The organism is Cobetia marina, from assembly GCF_001720485.1.
Taxonomy (GTDB): domain Bacteria; phylum Pseudomonadota; class Gammaproteobacteria; order Pseudomonadales; family Halomonadaceae; genus Cobetia; species Cobetia marina.
In genome coordinates, this window is record NZ_CP017114.1 from 3699965 (window position 1) to 3719893 (window position 19929).

15 protein-coding genes are annotated in these 19929 nt (G+C 63.6%); 5 read left to right on the forward strand and 10 right to left on the reverse strand.

Translation table 11 applies throughout. The features are described 5' to 3' along the window. Positions 1-46 precede the first annotated feature (46 nt). From guaB to BFX80_RS15520, 4 genes are all read right to left on the reverse strand, one after another. Entirely contained in the window at positions 47-1516 is a 1470-nt protein-coding gene (guaB, locus tag BFX80_RS15505; RefSeq protein ID WP_077379374.1) for an IMP dehydrogenase, read from the reverse strand. Positions 1517-1769: 253 nt separating this feature from the next. Then, positions 1770-2801: an ABC transporter substrate-binding protein gene (locus tag BFX80_RS15510; RefSeq protein ID WP_240499606.1), complete on the reverse strand. Its 1032-nt coding sequence runs from the start codon at positions 2799-2801 to the stop codon at positions 1770-1772. A 59-nt stretch (positions 2802-2860) separates the two neighbouring features. Continuing rightward, positions 2861-4249 (reverse strand): sensor histidine kinase, encoded by a 1389-nt coding sequence (locus BFX80_RS15515; RefSeq protein WP_084209368.1) that lies wholly within the window; start codon positions 4247-4249, stop codon positions 2861-2863. Further along, positions 4246-4917, reverse strand: a complete 672-nt coding sequence (locus BFX80_RS15520) for a response regulator (RefSeq protein WP_077378999.1) — start codon at positions 4915-4917, stop codon at positions 4246-4248. Before BFX80_RS15520 ends, BFX80_RS15515 begins: the two co-directional genes overlap by 4 nt. A 179-nt stretch (positions 4918-5096) precedes the next feature. On the opposite strand from BFX80_RS15520, the gene BFX80_RS15525 reads away from it, so the two are divergent. The 4 genes from BFX80_RS15525 to xseA all read left to right on the forward strand — a co-directional run bounded on the left by BFX80_RS15525 (position 5097) and on the right by xseA (position 9612). Then, positions 5097-6122: a Bug family tripartite tricarboxylate transporter substrate binding protein gene (locus tag BFX80_RS15525; protein WP_084209369.1), complete on the forward strand. Its 1026-nt coding sequence runs from the start codon at positions 5097-5099 to the stop codon at positions 6120-6122. Then, positions 6119-6559: a tripartite tricarboxylate transporter TctB family protein gene (locus BFX80_RS15530; protein ID WP_084209370.1), complete on the forward strand. Its 441-nt coding sequence runs from the start codon at positions 6119-6121 to the stop codon at positions 6557-6559. The genes BFX80_RS15525 and BFX80_RS15530 overlap by 4 nt, the downstream gene beginning before the upstream one ends. A gap of 18 nt (positions 6560-6577) precedes the next feature. Further along, positions 6578-8080 (forward strand): tripartite tricarboxylate transporter permease, encoded by a 1503-nt coding sequence (locus tag BFX80_RS15535; protein WP_084209371.1) that lies wholly within the window; start codon positions 6578-6580, stop codon positions 8078-8080. A gap of 161 nt (positions 8081-8241) precedes the next feature. Beyond that, positions 8242-9612, forward strand: coding sequence for an exodeoxyribonuclease VII large subunit (gene xseA, locus BFX80_RS15540; protein WP_084209372.1), 1371 nt, complete (start codon positions 8242-8244; stop codon positions 9610-9612). A gap of 292 nt (positions 9613-9904) precedes the next feature. On the opposite strand, the gene glrR is transcribed toward xseA, so the two are convergent. The 6 genes from glrR to BFX80_RS15570 all read right to left on the reverse strand — a co-directional run bounded on the left by glrR (position 9905) and on the right by BFX80_RS15570 (position 18311). Next, positions 9905-11272, reverse strand: coding sequence for a two-component system response regulator GlrR (gene glrR, locus BFX80_RS15545; protein ID WP_127736341.1), 1368 nt, complete (start codon positions 11270-11272; stop codon positions 9905-9907). A 121-nt stretch (positions 11273-11393) separates the two neighbouring features. Further along, the gene (locus BFX80_RS15550; RefSeq protein ID WP_077378987.1) at positions 11394-11960 is read right to left on the reverse strand and encodes a hypothetical protein; all 567 of its coding nucleotides are present in this window, start codon (positions 11958-11960) and stop codon (positions 11394-11396) included. 44 nt (positions 11961-12004) lie between these two features. Next, positions 12005-13501, reverse strand: a complete 1497-nt coding sequence (locus BFX80_RS15555) for a sensor histidine kinase (protein ID WP_084209373.1) — start codon at positions 13499-13501, stop codon at positions 12005-12007. A 1192-nt stretch (positions 13502-14693) separates the two neighbouring features. Continuing rightward, positions 14694-16004, reverse strand: a complete 1311-nt coding sequence (gene argA / locus BFX80_RS15560; protein WP_077378983.1) for an amino-acid N-acetyltransferase — start codon at positions 16002-16004, stop codon at positions 14694-14696. 301 nt (positions 16005-16305) lie between these two features. Next, entirely contained in the window at positions 16306-17589 is a 1284-nt protein-coding gene (locus tag BFX80_RS15565) for an inorganic phosphate transporter (protein WP_084209374.1), read from the reverse strand. 41 nt (positions 17590-17630) lie between these two features. Next, positions 17631-18311 (reverse strand): TIGR00153 family protein, encoded by a 681-nt coding sequence (locus BFX80_RS15570; protein WP_077378976.1) that lies wholly within the window; start codon positions 18309-18311, stop codon positions 17631-17633. Positions 18312-18790: 479 nt separating this feature from the next. Between BFX80_RS15570 and BFX80_RS15575 the strand changes: the two genes are divergently transcribed. Next, positions 18791-19798, forward strand: coding sequence for a CYTH domain-containing protein (locus BFX80_RS15575; RefSeq protein ID WP_084209375.1), 1008 nt, complete (start codon positions 18791-18793; stop codon positions 19796-19798). Positions 19799-19929: the final 131 nt, after the last annotated feature.

Here is a 19929-nt window from a genome sequence, read left to right on the forward strand (position 1 = left end):
GGGAACCCGTGTAGGGCTCCCGCTTTGCATCGCGCTTCGCTATGTCTCAGTCGCGCCGATAGTTGGGCGCTTCCTTGGTGATCTGCACGTCGTGGACGTGGGATTCGGCGAAGCCGGCACCGGTGATCTGCACGAATTGCGGCTTGGTGCGCATCTCTTCGATGGTCTGGCTGCCGGTGTAGCCCATGGAGGCACGCAGGCCGCCCATCAGCTGGTGCACGATGGCGCTCATCATGCCCTTGTAGGGCACGCGGCCTTCGATGCCTTCCGGTACCAGCTTCTCGACGCCGGCGTTCTTGTCCTGGAAGTAACGATCGCTGGAACCCTGGGTCTGGGACATGGCGCCCATGGAACCCATGCCGCGATACGCCTTGTAGGTACGACCCTGGAACAGCTCGACTTCACCCGGCGCTTCCTCGGTACCGGCGAGCAGACCGCCGATCATGACGATGCTGGCGCCTGCGGCGATGGCCTTGGCGATGTCACCGGAGAAGCGGATACCGCCATCGGCGATGACCGGCACGTCGTACTTGGCCATGGCGGCCGCGACGTTGGCGACGGCGCTCATCTGCGGCACGCCGACACCGGCGACGATGCGCGTGGTGCAGATGGAACCCGGGCCGATGCCGACCTTGACGCCGTCCGCGCCGGCTTCTGCCAGGGCGATGGCGGCTTCGGCGGTCGCGATGTTGCCACCGATGACCTGAATCTTCGGATGATGCTCCTTCACCCAGGCGACGCGGTCGATCACGCCCTTGGAGTGACCGTGAGCGGTGTCGACGACGATGACGTCAACGCCGGCTTCGGCGAGAGCCGCGACGCGGTCCGGGGTTTCCGGGCCGGTGCCGACGGCGGCGCCGACCAGCAGGCTGCCGTTGCTGTCCTTCGCGGCGTTCGGGTAGGTCTTGACCTTCTCGATGTCGCGAACGGTGACGAGACCGCGCAGGCGGAATTCGTCATCGACGATCGGCATCTTCTCGATGCGGCTTTCCTGCAGCTTGGCCTTGATCTGTTCCAGCGGCGTGCCTTCCAGCACGGTGACCAGCTTGTCGCGGCCGGTCATGATGCCGGCGACGGTATCGCTGAAGTCAGGCTGGAAGCGCATGTCGCGACCGGTCACGATGCCGACCAGGTATTCACCCTCGACCACCGGGAAGCCGGAGTAGCCATGCTCCTCGGACATCGCCAGCAGATCCTGGATCTTGGCCTTCGGGCTGACAGTGACCGGGTCACGCACGATGACGCTCTCGTGCTTCTTGACCTTGCGGACTTCCGCGGCCTGCTGGGCAATGCTCATGCTCTTGTGGATGATGCCGACACCACCTTCCTGCGCCATGGCGATGGCCAGGCGAGCTTCGGTGACGGTATCCATCGCAGAGGAGATGAGCGGGATATTGACGCTGATGTCGCGTGTGAGACGTGATCTCAGGCTGACGTCCTTGGGGAGGACCTCGGAGTAGCCGGGGACGAGAAGAACGTCATCAAACGTCAGAGCTTCTTGCGCTATACGTAGCATGTCGAACGCCCAGTAGCAGTTTATGAGGGATGCGCGAAAGCCGCAGTGCAGGGCCCGATGGACGGGCACCATGACTACGGTTCTAGCGGTTGCTGCGAGGTAATCACCCATGATAACCCATTCGCCCCACTCGAGACAAACGTCGCAGGCTATCAATCTCGCGATTTCGTCCCCCCCTGACATTAACCATCTGGTCAACTAGAGCCCCGTACGACGTGGCCTGCGGCGGGATGCGCCGGCGGATACGCTTGCGTCAGGGGGTCGGCGTACCGCCGGAGTAGGCATCGAACCAGCGGTCGAGAAAATCGTGACGACGCGCCGTGTCCAGCATGCTCAGAATCGAGGCGTCCAGAGGCTGCGGGTAGAGCCGCTGGCCGACCTGATCCCGCAGCGACTGGGCGGTGTAGGGGCCGGTGATATCCGTGCGGATGCTGTAGAGCGGTGTCTCGCCCGCCAGCACATGCTGCCCTTGCCGTCCGATGAGGAAGTCCATGAAGGTTCGCGCAGCCTCCGGATGCGGAGCATCGCGGTGGATGAAGGCGGTGCGCATGGAGATCAGCGCATAGTCAGTGGGCATCTGCACGATGACCTCAGGGTGGGACTGTGCCCAGCGGATGGCGTAGGACCCCAGCAGGTTGTACCCCAGCCAGTAGCGGCCGTCGCTCAGGCCTTCCAGCATGCGCTGCGTGCTGGTCTCGAGAGTGGTGTCGACCTGTCCGAGCGCCGCGACCAGTTTCCAGAAGCGTCCTGAATAGTAGGAATCCTGAAGATGGAGCGCGTATCCCAGTGCGCTCTTCGAGGGCGAATAGGCCACGACTCGCCCCGTCAGTGTCTCGGCATGCTCCGTCAGCAGGTTCAGTACGTCGGCATGCGAGGATGGCGGCATCATTCTGGTCGCGAGATCCAGCCGGTAGGCCATCACGATGGGCTCGAAGGTGAAGGCGAAGATTTCATCGCGCCACTTGGCCCACTCGGGCCATTGCCTTGCAGCCTCGCTGTCCAGTCGCTGGGCCAGTCCTTGATTGACCAGCGCCACCTGCCAGGGCATCGCCGAGCTGATGATGATATCGGCCCCCGCATCGTCCTGAACGGCCAGTGCATTGAGCGTCATCGTCGTGCGATCGTGATAGACGATCTCGAAGGCGGGATACTGGCGCGCGAAGGCCGCCAGCAAGGGCGCCGCGACCTGGCGATCCATTGCCGCTTCAATGACCAGGCGGTCCTGTGCCGCCATGACTGGCCTGGCAGCCAGAAGGATGGCGAGACCTGCCCACAGGGCCAGCACCAGGCAACTCGTGACTCGACGGGCCCCTGGGGTGGCGCTCAGCCTGTCAGACATGAGGTTCATGACGGCCACCTTGGAAAGCGGATGCGAATGCACAGCCCTCCCACATCGCGATTGGTGACCTGCAAGTCAGCCTGATGGCGCAGGGCGATCGTCTCGACGATCGCCAGCCCAAGACCCGAACCGTCGGTGTCCTGACGCCCTGCGCGCTCGAAGGGCTGACAGAGTCGCTCCAGCATCTCCTTCGGCACACCGGGGCCGTTGTCCTCGATGCTGAGCAGCACGCTATCGTCATGGGCGGCAAGGCGCAGGGTGACCTCGCTGCCGGGCGGGGTGTAGCGCAACGCATTCTCGATCAGATTGCCGATCAGTTCGCGCAGCGCCCACGACTCGCCAATCACGCAGACCGGCTGTGCAGGCAGTTCGGCCAGCCCCAGGTCATGCTGGCGCGCGAGATCGTGATCGACCCACTCCAGCACCACGCCGCGAAGCAGTTCACCGAGGTCCAGCGCATCCTGCTCGGTGGGCAATGCCAGGTGACGCAGCCGCGTCAGGTTCAACAACTGCCCCGCCAGGCGACTGGTGCGTGCAGCGCTGGCGTGGATATCCCCGAGCGCTGCGCGCCATTCGTCAGGTGATGAGCTCGTCAGCGCGAACTCCGCCAGATTCTGCACTCCCGCCAGCGGCGTGCGCAGCTGGTGGCTGGCATCGGCGGTAAAACGCAGCAACGCATCGCGGGATTCTCCCTGGCGGTGGAAAAGCTGCTCCAGCGTCTCGACCAGCTCGCGCATCTCTTCCGGCATGTTGCCCACCAGCGGCGTGGCATCCTGCGGCTGACGCCGACGCAACTGATGCCGCAGACGCTTGAGCGGTGTCAGCGCCAGCCTCAGCGTGATCAGGATCATCACCACCGCCAGCACCCCCATGATGAGCATGCGGCCCGTGGCCCGAATCATCAGCTCGCGCGCCAGCTGCCGGCGCCCTTCGGTGGTATGTCCGACCCAGAGCTGCACACGAAATTGCCGCTCCCAGCCTGCGGAACGCACGCTGCGCGCGTGCAGCCGCCACGTGACGCCCTGATAACGGATGTCCTGCCAGACATCCCTTTCTCCAGCCTCGCGCAGCATCTGCGGGGTTAGCGGGATCTCGAGGTTGCTGGCCAGTACCCGCCCCTGATCATCCAGCAGGCGGTAGAAGACACGTTCCTGATGTCGTGTGGAGAGAATCTTGAGGGCAGCCGGCGGCATCATGATGCGCGGCTTGTCATCCTGCCACTGGATGGCTTCTGACATGGCCAGCAGCGCATCCTCGAGCTGATTGTCGAAGGCGCGCTGGGCCGAGCGCTGACTGGTGACCCAGGCATCGATCAACACGAGCCCGCCGACGATGAGCATCATGCTCAGCATCCACCCCAGCAGGCGATTGCGCAGCTTGCCGTGGATGATCATCCAGCGTCTGTCATCTCGAGACGATAGCCCAGCCCACGCAGGGTACGGATCTGTATCTCACTGCCTGCCAGGCGCTTGCGCAGCCGACTGATGTAGACCTCCAACGCATTCGAGCCCACCTCGCCATAGCCGAATACCTTGCCTTCGATCACCTCCCGCGACACCACCTTGCCGGCATGCAGCATCAGGCTTTCCAGCAGCAGACGCTCCCGTGGTGGCAGATCCAGCGTCGCGCCCACCAGCGTGAAAGTGCCGCTGCGGGTCGACATGGCAAGCGGACCGAAGCGAAGCGTGTTGTCACTGCGTCCCTGACTGCGCCGCAGCAAGGCCCGCACACGGGCTTCCATCTCCACCAGCGAGAACGGCTTGGCCAGGTAATCATCGGCACCAAGATCCAGTCCACGCACCCGGTCGTCCACCCCATCCCGCGCCGTGATGATCAGCACCGGCGTCAGGTCATTGCGCTGACGCAACTCCGACAGCAGGTCCATGCCCTGCCCATCCGGCAGGCCGAGATCGAGCAGGATCAGATCAAAGCCGCCCTGGCGCGCCGCGTCCCGTGCAGGTGCCAGAGTATCGAAGACATCGATGGCATAGCCCAGCGTCGACAGACTGCGCTGCAGGGTGCGGGAAATGAGGGGATCATCCTCGACGACGAGCAGGCGCATGCATCCAAAGTCTCAGTAAGGGGAAGGGAAAGTGACAGGTTGATGAAAGGTCGCGCTCCTACCATGCCGGTATCGCAACTACCGCTGCGATATACCGATCAGACAGCGCCACCCTGTCGCCATGAACATAAAGCAAAAGGCGCTGTGAAGACAAAAACAACAGCCATCAGGAGCACACCATGCGCCAGTCCCGACGCCTGCCCTCTTCCCTTCGCGACATCACGCCGTTGCGCCTCGCCGCCGCCATGGCAGCGCCGCTCGCGCTGGCCGCGGCAAGCCTGGTCGCCATGCCCGCCGCCGCGGCCGACAAGAGCGAATGCATCGCCCCGGCCAAGCCCGGCGGTGGCTACGACCTCACCTGCCGCCTGGCCGCCAATGGCCTGCTGGAAACCGGCATCATCGACTCGCCGATGATGGTCACCTACATGCCGGGCGGTATCGGCGCGGTCGCCTACAACCACGTCATCGGGGTACGCAGTGATGACCCCAATCTGGTCGTGGCCGCCAGCACCGGTGCCGCCGTCAATCTGGCGCTGGGCAAGTTCGGCAAGTTCAGCGCCGATGACGTCCGCTGGGTTGGCGCACTGGGGGTCGACTATGGCGCGGTGGTCGTCAATGCAGACGCCCCGTGGCAGACCCTCGATGAACTGATGCAGGACCTCAAGGCACATCCCAGCGAGATTCCCTTCGGCGCCGGCGGCACCATCGGCAGCCAGGACTGGATGAAGGCCGCGCTGATCGCCAAGTCCATCGATGTCTCGCCGCGCAAGCTGCGTTACGTGTCCTTCGAGGGCGGCGGTGAAGCGCTGGCGGCACTGCTGGGCAATCACATCAAGGTCTATACCGGTGATCTGTCCGAGCTCAAGTCCCAGCTTTCCAGCGGCAAGATTCGCGTACTGGCCGCGCTGTCCGAAGAACGCATGGACGGCACCTTCGCCGAGATTCCCACGGCTGCCGAACAGGGCTATGACGTGACCTGGCCGATCTGGCGTGGTTACTACATGGGCAAGGACGTCAGCGATGCCGACTACGACGCCTGGGTCGAACGCCTCAAGCAGTTGAGCGAAAAGCCGGAATTCGCCGAGATCCGTGAAGCCCGCGGTCTGTTCCCGATCCAGAAGTTCGGCGCGGATTTTGACGATTACGTGAAAGGCCAGGTCGCCGACTTCAAGACCCTCGCCAAGGAAGTGGGACTGACAAAATGAGACTCGCCGCCGATCGCATCCTGGGCTTCGCCCTGATGGGACTGGCGGCGTTCATCGTCGCCCAGTCCCTGAATATCGAAGTGCCCTTCGCCTACGACCCGGTAGGCCCCAAGGCCTTTCCCATCGGCCTCTCGATCCTGATGGCCATCTTCTCGCTGGTGCTGATCCTGCGCCCCGGCCCGGAAGGTGACTGGCCATCCGCCAGCGTGATGCTGCAACTGGGGCTGGTGATGGTGATCCTGATCGCCTTCGCCTTCTTCTTCGTGCGCCTCGGCTACCCCATCACGGCCGTCGCCGCCATCACCGCCATCGCCCGCCTGTTCGGTGCCCGCTGGCGCGCTGCCTGCGTGACCGGGGTGCTGATGGCCGGCGCAAGCTACGTGCTGTTCACCGCCGTGCTGGAAATCTCGCTGCCGACCGGGCTGTGGTTTTCCTGATTCCGAGAGGGCTTTCTCATGTTTGATTTCATCCTCCAGGGCTTTGGCGTCGCACTGACGCCACTCAACCTTGGCCTAGCCTTCAGTGGCGCACTGCTGGGCACCTTGTTCGGTGCCTTGCCGGGCATCGGCCCCATCAACGGCATCGCCATTCTGATGCCGCTGGCCTATACCCTCGGCCTGCCGGCGGAATCGGCACTGATTCTGCTCGCAGGCATCTATACCGGTGCCGAATACGGCGGCCGGATGTCGAGCATTCTGCTCAACGTGCCGGGGGATGCCGGCGCCGTGATGACCACCCTCGACGGCTATCCGCTGGCCAAGCAGGGCCTGGCGGGGCCGGCACTGGGCATCTCGGCGATCAGCTCCTTCGTCGGTGCCAGCATCGCGATCCTGGGTCTGACCCTGTTCGCCCCGCTGCTGGCCAAGGTGGCCGTGCAGTTCGGTCCGGCGGAACTGTTCACCATGATGGTGTTCGCCTTCGCGTCCATGTCGGTGATGATGGGCAAGGACCCGGTCAAGACGGCGCTGGGCGCCATTCTCGGCGTGCTGATCGGCACCGTCGGCGTCGATTCCGGCACCGGTATCCAGCGCTTCACCTTCGATATCCCCGACCTCTACGACGGCATCGACTTCGTGGTGCTGATCATCGGCATGTTCGCAATCAGTGAAATCCTGCTGATGCTGGAAAGCCGCCTGCAGCATGGCAAGACCGGCGCCCTGCCTGTCATCGGCCGCGTCTTCGTGACGATGAAGGAAATCCTCTACTGCAAGGGCGCCATGCTGCGCTCCGGCCTGCTCGGCTTTTTGATCGGTGTGCTGCCGGGTACCGGCGCCTCGGTGGCGGGGGCCGTCTCCTACACCACCGAGAAACGTGTCAGCGACAAGAACAACACCTTCGGTACCGGCGACATGCGCGGCCTGGCCGCGCCGGAAGCCGCCAACAACGCGTCCGCAGCGGGCTCCTTCGTGCCGATGCTGACCCTGGGCATTCCGGGCTCCGGCACCACCGCCGTGCTACTGGGCGCGCTGATGCTCTACAACATCACGCCCGGCCCGATGATGTTCAGCGAGCATCCCAAGGTCGCGGGCGGGCTGATCGCCTCGCTGTACATCGGCAACATCGTGCTGTTGCTGCTCAACCTGCCGCTGGCCGGCTTCTTCGCGCGCGTGCTGACCATCCCGCGCTGGGCGCTGGTACCGGGCATCGTCATCCTGTCCTTCGTCGGGGTCTATCAGCTGCATTCCGACATGGGGGCCATCTATCTGATGCTGGGCATCGGCGTGCTGGGCTACCTGTTGCGCAAGCTGAACTTCTCGCTGGCCACCATCGTGCTGGGCTTCGTGCTCGGCGGACTGATGGAAGAGAATCTGCGTCGTGCCCTGGCCATCAGCGGTGGCGACAGCAGTATCCTGTGGCAATCGGGCATCTCGCAGGGCCTGTGGCTGGCCTCGCTGTTGCTGCTGCTCGGGCCTTTCCTGCTGTCACGACTCGGCAAGCGCAAGACGCGTACAGCCTGATCAAGGCACCCCGTGTGGCAAACCCCAAGCCCCCGTTCTCCATCAGGAGTCCGGGGGCTTCTTGGTGGCAGGCTCCCCGCCTGTGGCATCATGGCCCTCTCCATCTACCAGACAAGCTCCGCCACGGATTCCCCCACAAGCCCTCACACAAGGATTGCCGCGTGTTCGAAACATCGTCTGCCGCCGATGCCATCAGCGTCACCCAGCTGAATCGTGAGTCCAAGCGCCTGCTGGAGCGGGGGCTGGGGGAGCTCTGGATCGAGGGGGAAATCTCGGGTTTCTCGCAGCCACGCTCTGGCCACTGCTACTTCACGCTCAAGGATGACAACGCCCAGGTGCGTTGTGCGCTGTTCAAGAGCCGCGCCCAGTTCCTGCGTGAGAAGCCCAAGGATGGTGACCGGGTGCGGGTGCGCGCCAAGGTGTCGCTGTTCGAGGCGCGTGGCGACTATCAGTTGATCGTCGAGGCGCTGCAGCAGGCGGGGCTGGGGGAGTGGCTGGCGCGCCTGGCACGCCTCAAGGAGCAGCTGGCAGCCGAGGGCGTGTTCGCCAATCAGCGCGCCCTGCCCCACCCGCCGCGCCATCTGGGGGTGATCACCTCCGCGACCGGCGCGGCGCTGCAGGACGTGATCGCGGTGACCCGCAAGCGCTGGCCTCAGGCACGCCTGAGCGTGCTGCCGGTGGCGGTGCAGGGGCCACAGGCGGTACCCCAGCTGATTCGTGCGGTGGCGATGGCCAATCGCGACAGCGATTGCGATGCGCTGCTGATCACGCGGGGCGGCGGCAGTCTCGAGGACCTGTGGGCCTTCAATGACCAGCATCTGGCGCGCGCGATCTTCCACTCGCGCCTGCCGGTGGTGGCGGCCATCGGCCACGAGACTGACACCACACTGGCGGAACTGGCCGCCGACCTGCGCGCGCCCACGCCATCCGCCGCCGCCGAGGCGCTGTATCCGGATCAACGTGCCCAGGTGCAGCAGCTGGCTGCCCTCACGCAGCGTCTGTGGCGCGCTCAGCGCGGACGGCTCGATCAGGCGGCACAGCGACTGGATCACGCCCGCTCGCGCCTGCGCCATCCGGCGCGCGAGCTGCAGGCCCAGCGTCAGCAAGCCCGTGAGCTGGAGCGCCGCCTGCACGCCGCAGTGCGCATGCGCATGACCCGTGAGCAGCAGAAGGCCGACCAGCTGACCCGCCGCCTGCAGCAGGCCAGCCCCGCACGCGACATCCAGCGCCATCGCCAGCAGCTGGCGATGCTGACACCACGCCTCGACAATGCCCTGCCGCGCCGGCTGGCAGCGGATCGTGAGCGACTGGAAGGCGCGATGCGCGCACTGAACGCGGTCAGCCCGCTCAACGTGCTCAACCGCGGCTATGCCATCGTCGAGCGCGTCGGCGGCAGCCAGACGCCGGCAGCGGACGACAGCAAGGTGATCCGCGCCGCCCATCAGACCCAGCCCGGCGAGATGCTCTCGATCCGCCTCGGCGAGGGTCGTCTGGCCGTCGAGGTCAAGCGCCGCTACAAGCCCAGGCCCTGAGCACCTGATCGGCACTGATGCGCCACCAGACCGAAAAAAGCCCCGCTACCGAAACCGGTAACGGGGCTTTTTCATGGGCGGTTCACGTCAGATACACCGAACCGCTCTTGATCACTCGCCTTGCGCACCACTCACACTGACACGCGTGAACGGCTACGCAGGTCTTGACCCTGGTCTTTCGCGTGACTTCGGACGCGCTGGATTGCTTTTGACCTTACGCCTTTCGCGCAGCTTCGGGCGCGCTGGATCGCTTTTGACCTTACGCCTTTCGCGCAGCTTCGGGCGCGCTGGATCAAAAGTCAGGCGGTCCCTGCTCGGCGCCCGGCTTGAAGGCGCCCGGCTCCAGATCATGACGTCCCAGCAGCTTGTAGAAATCGGTGCGGTTGCGCCCGGCGATCCGCGCGGCCTGGGTCACGTTGCCTTCGGTGATCTTGAGCACCTTGATCAGATAGCTGCGCTCGAAACCGGCACGCGCCTCGGAGAAGGACGGCAAGGCGTTCTCTTCTGCGGCCAGCGCCTGGGAGACCAGCGCTTCCGGAATCATCGAGGAGCTGGTGAGGGCGACACACTGCTCGACCACGTTGACCAGCTGACGCACGTTGCCCGGCCAGGCACTGGAGGCCAGCAGATTGAGCGCTTCCGGCGAGAAGCCCTTCACGAACGGCTTGTGGCGGGCAGCCGCCTGGCTGATCAGGTACTTGGCCAGCAGCGGCACATCCTCGGCACGCTCGCGCAGGGCGGGCAGCTTGAGATTGACCACGTTGAGGCGGTAGTAGAGATCTTCGCGGAAGTCGCCGTCATGCATCGCCTTGTCGAGGTTGCGGTGCGTGGCGGAGATGATGCGCACATCGATGGGCACTGACGTCGTGGAGCCCAGCGGGCGGATCTGACGCTCCTGCAGCGCACGCAGCAGCTTGACCTGCAACGCCAGCGGCATGTCGCCGATCTCATCGAGGAACAGGGTGCCGCCATCCGCCGCCTGGAACAGGCCCTGGTGCGCGCTGACCGCACCGGTGAAGGAGCCCTTGGCGTGACCGAACAGCTCGCTTTCCAGCAGTTGCTCCGGCAGCGCGCCACAGTTGATGGCGACGAAGGGACGCGAGGCACGCGGGCTGGCGTTGTGGATGGCCTTGGCCATCAGCTCCTTGCCGGAGCCGGACGGGCCGGTGACCAGCACGCTGACATCGGAAGCCGCGACCATGCGTGCCTGCTCGAGAATCTGCTCCATCTGCGGGGAACGCGTGATGATGCCGGCACGCCAGGCATCGTCACCCTCCTTTACGGGCGGCGCCTGGGCCAGCGCCTCGTCGATGGCCGCGAACAGCTCATCCTTGTCGACGGGCTTGGTCAGGAAGCTGAACACGCCCTGACGAGTGGCACTGACGGCATCCGGGATCGAGCCATGCGCCGTGAGCAGGATGACCGGCATGCCCGGCTGACGCTTCTGCAGCTCACCGAACAGCGCCATGCCATCCATCTCGTCCATGCGCAGGTCAGACAGCACCAGGTCAGGACGCGCCGCCTCCAGACGGCTGAGCGCCTCACGGCCGCTACTGGCGGTGGTGACCTTGAAGCCACGGCTTTCGAGACGCATGCCGAGCAGCTTGAGCAGACTTGCATCGTCATCCACGAGCAGAATATGCGCTTGAGCGTATTTCACACTAACTCTCCTTGCGGGCCTGTCGCTCGGAAATCCCTCCGACGTCAGTCCCGCACAGTCTTGCGTCATGCAGCCGGTTGGGCCAATGACAGTTCGTGGCCAGACACGCCCGGCATCGGATTCAGGGCGTGGTCTGACGGCGAGAATTGATGGCTTCCTCGATGGCGGTCAGCGCCTCGAGCTTCTTGCTGAGCTGGGCGTTCTCGGCACTCAGCTTGCGGCGGACGCCTTCGCTCTTGTCGCGATCCGCGATCAGGCCGCGACGCTCCTCCAGCCCGTTGAGCCACTGGCGCAGCAGCGGCTGCAGACGACTCGGCGCGGTGGGCAGGTCCGCCTTGTAGAGGTCAGAGGCCAGTTCCCAATCGGACTCGTCTCCCCAGCTGAGCACGATGGCACGCGCCAGACGACGGTCATGGCGGTTGCCTTCCAGCTGCATCAGGGTGCTGTCGCGCCACTGATCGTTGCCGCGTTGAGCCTGCAGCGCAAAGGCGACCCACTCATCCAGCAGGCAGTTTCCTTCCTTGAAATCGGGCAGATCGCCCGCCCCATGACAGCTGTCCTGAACGCTGGGAGTATCGGCGACGTGTTCGTTGCCCGGCAAGGTGATATTCGACAGGGCGCCACAGGCACTGAGCAAGCTGACCAGCATGCCGGTGGTGATTCCCGTCAACAGTCGTTGACCCTTCATCACTTCTCTTCCTTGCGTGTCTGATGGCACTCTCGGGTGCCATTTCATGTGGTATGGGGTGCACTGTCACCCCCCAGCAGGACCTGCTCACCTTCCTGACTAGAGGAGGGTGAGCGGCTGGGGGTCGGCAAGGTCAGGCGGAAACAGACGTCGGCCTTGGCGTCCTCCACCAGCGCCAGTTGACCAAACTGGGCGCGAGCACTGTCGGCGGCCACCGAAAGACCGATACCGGAGCCCTTGAGCGGCCCCTTGCGCTTCACCGCGCCCTGATAGAAGGGCTGGAACAGGTGATCGCGGTCCTTCGGAGCGATCGGTTCGCCGCTGTTGGCGACCTCGATCACCAGCTGGCGACGCTCCTTGCGCGCCCTCAGCCATAGATCGCCGCCATCTTCCCCATAGGCGATGGCGTTGGAGATCAGGTTGTCGAGAATCCGGCCGGTACGCGGACGATCCGCCTCCCAGCTGAGGCTGGCGGGTGGCAGGTGCACGCGCATGCCCTTCTTCTCCAGTGCCAGGCGGTGCTTTGACAGCACTTCCTTGAAGACTTCGTGCACATCGAAGCGGCTACGTTCGAGCCCCTGATTGTGTTGCAGCAGATTGTAGTCCAGGAGCTGCTCGATCAGCTTCTGCAATTCCTTGCTGGAGTCATCCAGCAGGCCAAGAATTTCCATCTGATGCGGGCTGAGCGGGCCGGCGATCTCATCGATCAACAGCCCGGTGCCTTCACGGATGCTGGCCAGCGGTGTCTTGAGCTCATGCGACATGTGACGCAGGAACTGCTGCTTCTGCTCTTCCAGCTCATCCAGACGCGCCGCCAGCCAGTCGAGACGCTCACCCAGCTGGACCAGCTCGGCGGGCCCCTTGATGAGCGGACCCTCTCGGTCGGTGCCGCTGCCGAGACCATTGATGCGCCGCTCCAGCTGACGGATGGGACGAATGATCAGCCAGGTGAAGAACAGCATCAGCAACAGACTGATGGAGACGAGCGCGGCCGTCTGCCACCACAGTTGAGTCTTCACCTGGGAGGCGCGCGCACGAATGCCCTCGATGCGGGCATCGACGAGTTCACGGGTGGAGTTCAGAAGGCCGCTGGCCTGGATGGAGAAGGGACCGAAGTCCTCGAGATGACTGCTGACCTGCGCCACGCTCATCTCCGGCATGCGCTCGAGTTGCGACAGCGAGCCCTTGAGTTCGCTTACGCGCGGGTCTCCCTCGCCCAGCAGGCGCGCCTGCTCGTCCAGCAGCTCGCGGAAGGCACTGGCCTTGTCAGCGTAGATCTTCATCAGATCCGGATTTTCCAGCACCGCGTACTGGCGTGCGCTGCGCTCCATCTCGACGGCGAGATTGGTCAGGGTGCGGGCTCGGCGAGTCTGGTCAACCGCCTGGCGAGCGCTGACATCGGCCAGCTCCGAGAGCTCGGAGAGTGCCTGACCCGCCTGGAACATCAGCACTGCAATCGGCAGCATCACCACCATGAATGCCATCAATACCAATTGAAGCAGAGAGCGGGGGCGCCAGTGCCGTGTCACCTTGGAGGCCATTGAAAGAACTCTATGCAGGAAAGGGGTGGTCATCATCGAATCACGTCTTCCAAGGATACCAGAGTTCGCCAGCGCCCATCGCGGTTGCCAGTTCGTTAATCAATATGATTCTGATTTAATTCATCCCCGCTCGACGACAGAAACCGCGCCCGGGCAGGTGTCGTGGATGATTCACTTGACCCATCCTCGTGAAACGCACAAAAAGAGGGCCGGCAAGAGCCGGCCCAAGTACGCAGGGAACTGAAGGGTCAGTCATCACGACGAATGCCTGTTACCTGGAGAGCAGACCTCCATCGTGATTGCTGGGCCTGACAGGTGGTCTGCCTGTCGCTGGCCCGGGAGTCGCCAGTGCCACCTGGTGGTCGTTCCAGGTCAGTTGACACTCGCCTCGGACAGGGTCCGAGCTCCCTATCGGATACATCACAGGGGGGCGATGCATCGCAATGCTTGCGGCGCTCGCCGGGCACTTCCCGGCGCTCACCTGAATTCCGGGGATGGCGGTGACGGATCAAGCATCACCGCATCCAGTATCGGGCATCCATGCCCGGGCATCCTTGCCCTAAAGATACTTTCCATGCCCTCTGGGGGCCGTACCTGTCTCATCGCAACCTGAAGTCACACATCGCGTGGAGCAGACGCTTGGCCTGTCAGCGATCACGGAGCGCACAGGGTAGTGAGTACCGTCATCGCTGGAAGGCCGGAGAGAATGTCCATTTTCATGGGCACTCCCTCGTGCTCAACATGACTATTGCCAACGCCGTGCCAATAACCGCAAAACACATTCAAAAACAATGACTTGCAAAGATACAAAAACCGGCATCGGCGTGGATTCCCACGCACGAGGCGTGAAACGATGAAATACATGTCCTTTTCGTCGCAAAATGCCAACAGTTATCGTTGGTATCCGATTTTCTCCTTCCATATCAATCAATTGAAACGTCTCCTTTGCAAGACATCGCGCCACTCACTGATCCAGAAGTGCGACATCGATCCAGAAGCGCGGCATTGATCCAGAAGCGCGGCATCGATCAAGAATTGCGACATCGAGCCAGAAGCGCGGCATCTTGCCGGAATTTCCCGCCCATCATGCACAAGACCCCCGTCAGTCACCTGAAAGTTCAGACGGCTGACGGGGGTCGAGAGTCTTGAGGGTGACGGCAAGCGCCTTGAGCGCCACGTGCTTGGGTCGTGACTAGAGCGCCTTGATCAGCACCTTGGAATTGCGCGCGGAGTTGTAGATCTCTCGGCGCATCGGCGGGAGGTCATCCAGGCCGGCCGACACGAAGCCGTGCTCGATGAACCAATGCAGGGTATGTGTGGTCAGCGCGAACAGATGCGTGAGGCCACCACGCCGTGCACGCACCTCGATCTCGGCCAGCAGCTGCTCACCCCGCTGGCCACGACGGTAGTCATCATGCACGGCCACGCAGGCCAGCTCACCCATGGCAGCGTCACGACTGACATGCAGGGCTGCACAGCCAATGATCATGCCGTCACGCTCGAGCACGACATAGTCGTCGATCTCGTGCTCGAGGCGTTCACGCGAGCGAGCGACGAGGATACCGCGCTGCTCCAGCGGCCCCAGCAATGCCAGCAATCCTCCGACATCCTCCAGGCGTGCCTTGCGCAGCTGTTCGTAGCCCTGGCGGGTGATCATGGTGCCGATCCCGTCGCGGGTGAACAGCTCGCCCAGCAACGCATCGCGATCCCGCCAGCTGAGCAGGTGAGTGCGACCGACGCCGCGCCGCGCCGCACCACAGGCCGCGGCCAGATGACGAGACAGTTCGCTGTCATCCTCACGTGGCGGTGCCAGGGCGGCGGCCTGTTCAGGGTTGAGCTGACGCAACAGTACGCCATGCTCATCGAACAGCCCCTCCCCTTCTCCCAGCAGGATCAGCTTGTCGGCGGCCAGCGCCACGGCCGCGTGCTCGGCCACCTCGGCCGCATCGAGGTCGAAGACTTCGCCGGTGCTGGAGAAGCCCAGCGGCGGCAGCACCACGATGGCCTGCTGGGAAAGCAGCCCCTGGATGGCCTCGCTGCGCACCCGACGCACCTCGCCACCGTGCAGGAAGTCGACGCCCTCTCGCACGCCCAGCGGCTTGGCCATCACCAGATTGCCCGACACGGCGGAGAGCTCGACACCATGCAGCGGGGTATTGGGCAGCCCCAGAGACAGGCTGGCCTCCAGGCGCAGGCGCAACGTGGCGACCTGCTGCTCCAGATGCGCGAGGATGTCACGGGTGACGACCCAACGCCCCTGATGACGCTCGGCCTCGATTCCCACTCCCTCCAGTGCTTCCCTGACCTGCGGACGCACGCCGAACACCACCACCAGTCGCACGCCGAGGGTGTGCAGCAACGCCAGATCCTGAATCAACTGCGTTCGTCGTGAGGAAGACAGCGCATCGCCTTCGATCAGAATGACGAAGGTGCGCCCACGGTGAGCGTTGATGTAGGGAGAGGAGTTGCGAAACCAGTCCGCGAAGGGAAAACGCGTGTTCAAGAGCCAGCTCCGTGCAGGAGGGAGGGAAAATGGCATGTCAGGCATGCCCATGAATCATCATATCAGCGCCGCAGCCTGCACGGCGAGCGACGCCCCTGACATCCATGCGGCCTAAACGAGAAAGGCGACCCGAAGGTCGCCTCTCTTTTTTTTCAAAAACGTTTTTTCAAAAACGTTTTTCAAGTGCGTCTTGCCGATACATCTTGCCGATGCGTCTTGCCGATGCATCTTGCGTGTTTCTCTCATGCAGCGCCCTGTCGCACACCCCGTCGCAAGCCCGGGCGCTGAGGCAGATGTCGGCTTAGCCGAACATGCCCTTGAACATGAAGAAGAACAGGATCGACAGGATCGCGCCGGCCGGCAGAGTGATCAGCCAGGACATCACGATGGTGCCGATCACGCGCAGGTTGAGCGCTGCCATGCCGCGTGCCAGACCTACCCCCAGCACCGCACCGACGAGGGTGTGGGTGGTGGAGATCGGCAGGCCGGTGCCGGAGGCCAGCACCACGGTGGAGGCCGCCGCCAGGGTGGCCGCGAAGCCACGAGACGGGGTCAGCTCGGTGATGCCGGTACCGACGGTGGCGATGACGCGGCGACCATAGGTGACCAGGCCGACGACGATACCGCCGCCACCCAGCACCAGTACCCACCAGGGCATGCTGGCCTTGGCGCCGATCTGACCGGCGGAATCGACGACACTGATGATGGCTGCCAGCGGACCGACCGCGTTGGCCACGTCGTTGGAGCCGTGGGCGAAGGCCATGGCACAGGCGGTGAACATCATCAGCAGGCCGAAGACCTTCTCGACGCCGCTGAAGTCGAAATCATCACCGGTGGCGCGATTCTTCTCCTTGAGGCGAGAACGCGCGACCTTGCGCTCCATCAGCACGCCGATCCCCATCACGATGGCACCGATGACGACGGCCAGCAGCAGGCTGGACTCGAAGCTCAGGTGCAGCCCGACATGCTTGAGGCCCTTGACCATGGTCACCATCGAGATGATGAAGCCGACCAGGAACATGTACATCGGGACATAGCGCTTGGCGGCCGCGAACGGGTCGTCATTGTCGAAGATCAGCGTCTGCACGGACTTGAACAGCACGAAGGCGATGGAGCCCGCCAGCAGCGGCGAGACCAGCCAGGAGGCCGCGATCTGACCGACCTTGGGCCACTCGACCGCATCCACGCCGAGACCCGCCGCCGCGAAGCCGACGATGGCACCGACGATGGAGTGGGTCGTGGAGACCGGCCAGCCCTTCATGGACGCGATCAGCAGCCAGATACCGGCGGCCAGCAGTGATGCCAGCATGCCGTAGACCAGGAACTGCGGATTCTGGATCAGCAGTGACGGGTCGATGATGCCCTTGCGGATGGTATCGGTGACTTCACCACCAGCCAGCCAGGCACCGAGGAATTCGAAGATCACGGCGATGACGATCGCCTGCTTGATGGTAATGGCCTTGGAACCAACCGAGGTACCCATGGCATTGGCGACATCGTTCGCGCCTACACCCCACGCCATGAAGAAACCGAATACGCAGGCAAGGATGACGAGCACATCGCCGTATTGAGCAATGATGGACATTAGGGAACTCTTGAGCAGATGGCAGGACGTCCTGACAGCGCTTAGCGCGCCATCAGGATCTGCAGTCGGGTACCGACCTTTTCAGCTTGATCGGCGACATCGCCGACCCAGTCGATAATCTTGTAGAGGAAGATCACGTCGACCGGTGGCAGAGCGGCTTCCAGCGAGAACAGGGTCTGGCGGATCGCGATCTGCTGTTCGTCGGACTGCTTCTCGAGCTCATGCAGCTCATTGATCAGCTTGTCGACCAGCTCGCTCATGTTGCGCCCGAAGCCGGACTCGACAAGATCTTCCAGCTCGCCCAGCGCACGGCGCGCCTGGCAGACCGATTCGACCGCAGTCTTCAGATACTCACGCATGGCGGGCACCAGCGCGGTGGGTATCTGCATGTGGCGACCCAGCATGATGCCGGCGATATCCTTGGTGACGTTCGCGATGGAATCCTGGACATGGATCAGCTCGAGAAGGTCGGAACGGGATACCGGCAGGAACAGCGAATTGGGCAGATTGAGACGCAGCTGCGTCTTCAGTTCGTCCGCTTCACGCTCCAGCTTGCTGATGGTCTGACGAATGCTGGCCGCCTGATCCCAATCACCCTGTTCGCAGGCGTCGAAGAAGGTCAGCAAGTGCTGGGCACAGTCGTCTGTCTTGATGATGTGGGTGTGCAGCGCCTTGAAAGGCGAGCGCCCGAACATCGAAGAGAAAGGGTTGGTCGTTACCATAGTGGCCGTCGGCGTTAAGGATTGACGCGCGGAGTGTAGCAAAGCCTTTGTGACGATCACATAACTTTCATCGTAACGACACGATACCGCCATGCTGTTGTACTTCACGCAACATCAGCGGCAGTCGGGGGAACTCGAAGGATTCCAGAGGAGAGATTGTCATGTAGCGACAGGACGCGGGGTCGCTGACTGATTACATTGTTCATAATATAACCAAGGAGTTGGCGGCAGGCAATTCATGTCACACAAATGTCACGATACTGTCATATCACTGTGATTCTGCTGACGGATCACCTTCCGTGGGAAGGCTGGCGACACGCTCCGCGCTTGCCTTGGCAAGGGACAGGCGCGAGCATGAAGCCGCCGGGGGCTGCCTGTCCCGGGATCTCGGACAGGCCGCCAGCGTCCTCGTATCGCTGTCGTCATCCATGCCCGGCCATCTTCATTCTTCATCTTCTCGTACAGGGAGTGCCGTCGTCATGGCGCAGGAAATCGAACTCAAGCTGGCGCTGACCCACAGCGGCCTCGGACGCACGGCGATTCTGGAACGTCTTGCGGACATCGCGGAACTGGCTGGCACCACGCCCCGTCGTCGCTGGCTGGCCAATACCTATTTCGACACGCCTGAGCATGCACTGGAACGCGCCAAGATGGCATTGCGCCTGCGCCGCAGTGGAGAGGATGCCGACAGTCCGGGCCCCTTGCGCCAGACCCTCAAGACCAGTGGCGAAAGCCATGGCGGCCTGCATTCGCGCGGCGAGTGGGAATGGGCGCTGCCCGACGGCCAGACAGGCCTCGATCTCGGTGGCCTGCGCGGCCTTCCCCCTCTGCAGGCGCTTGAGGAAGGTCCGCGTGAGCACCTGCTCGGCGCCCTCGCCCCTACCTTCAGCACGGATTTCGAACGTCATGCCTGGCAGCTGGAACTGACGGTGACGCAGGATGGCCAGACGGCGGGTGTCGGCGTCGAGATGGCGCTGGATCTCGGCCACGTGAAGGCAGCAGGTCGGGAGACGCACATCCGCGAGATCGAACTGGAACTCACTGGCGGTGACGACCTGAGCGCCGAGCAGCGCGAAGGGGTGCTGTGGGCGCTGGCGGAATCCCTGGCCAGCCGACTGGCCCTGCGCCCGGCAGATGCCAGCAAGGCACGCCGCGGTGCCGCACTCAGAGATGGCGAATGGCACGAGAAGACGCTGGATACCACCGACACGAATGCCCTGCTCGCCGCGGCCATCGATGCCCTGGATGCACATGCCGACCGCCAGCAGCAAGATGACATGCGCTGGCACGATCACGCCCTGGCCGCCTTCTCGGCCCTGGCCTCGCGCCTGGCCGCCAGTCAGCATCCCGGTCATGTCCATGCGGTGGCGCTGACGGAGGCGCTGAGCGAATCCCGTGAGCAGGGCACGTCAGACAGCTGGATGACAGCGGCCTTCGGTCAGCACAGCCTGTCGCTGCTGGCGGCATTGCGCAGCCGAGGCCAGTGAGGCAGCTCATTAAAAGCTCAGTGAGACAGCTCATCGAGAAAGCTCGTTGAGACAGCTCATTGAGAGACCCCGGTGAAATCGCTCGCTGAGCGCCAGGCCATCGCGCCCTCACCTGCCCTGCCCCCACCATC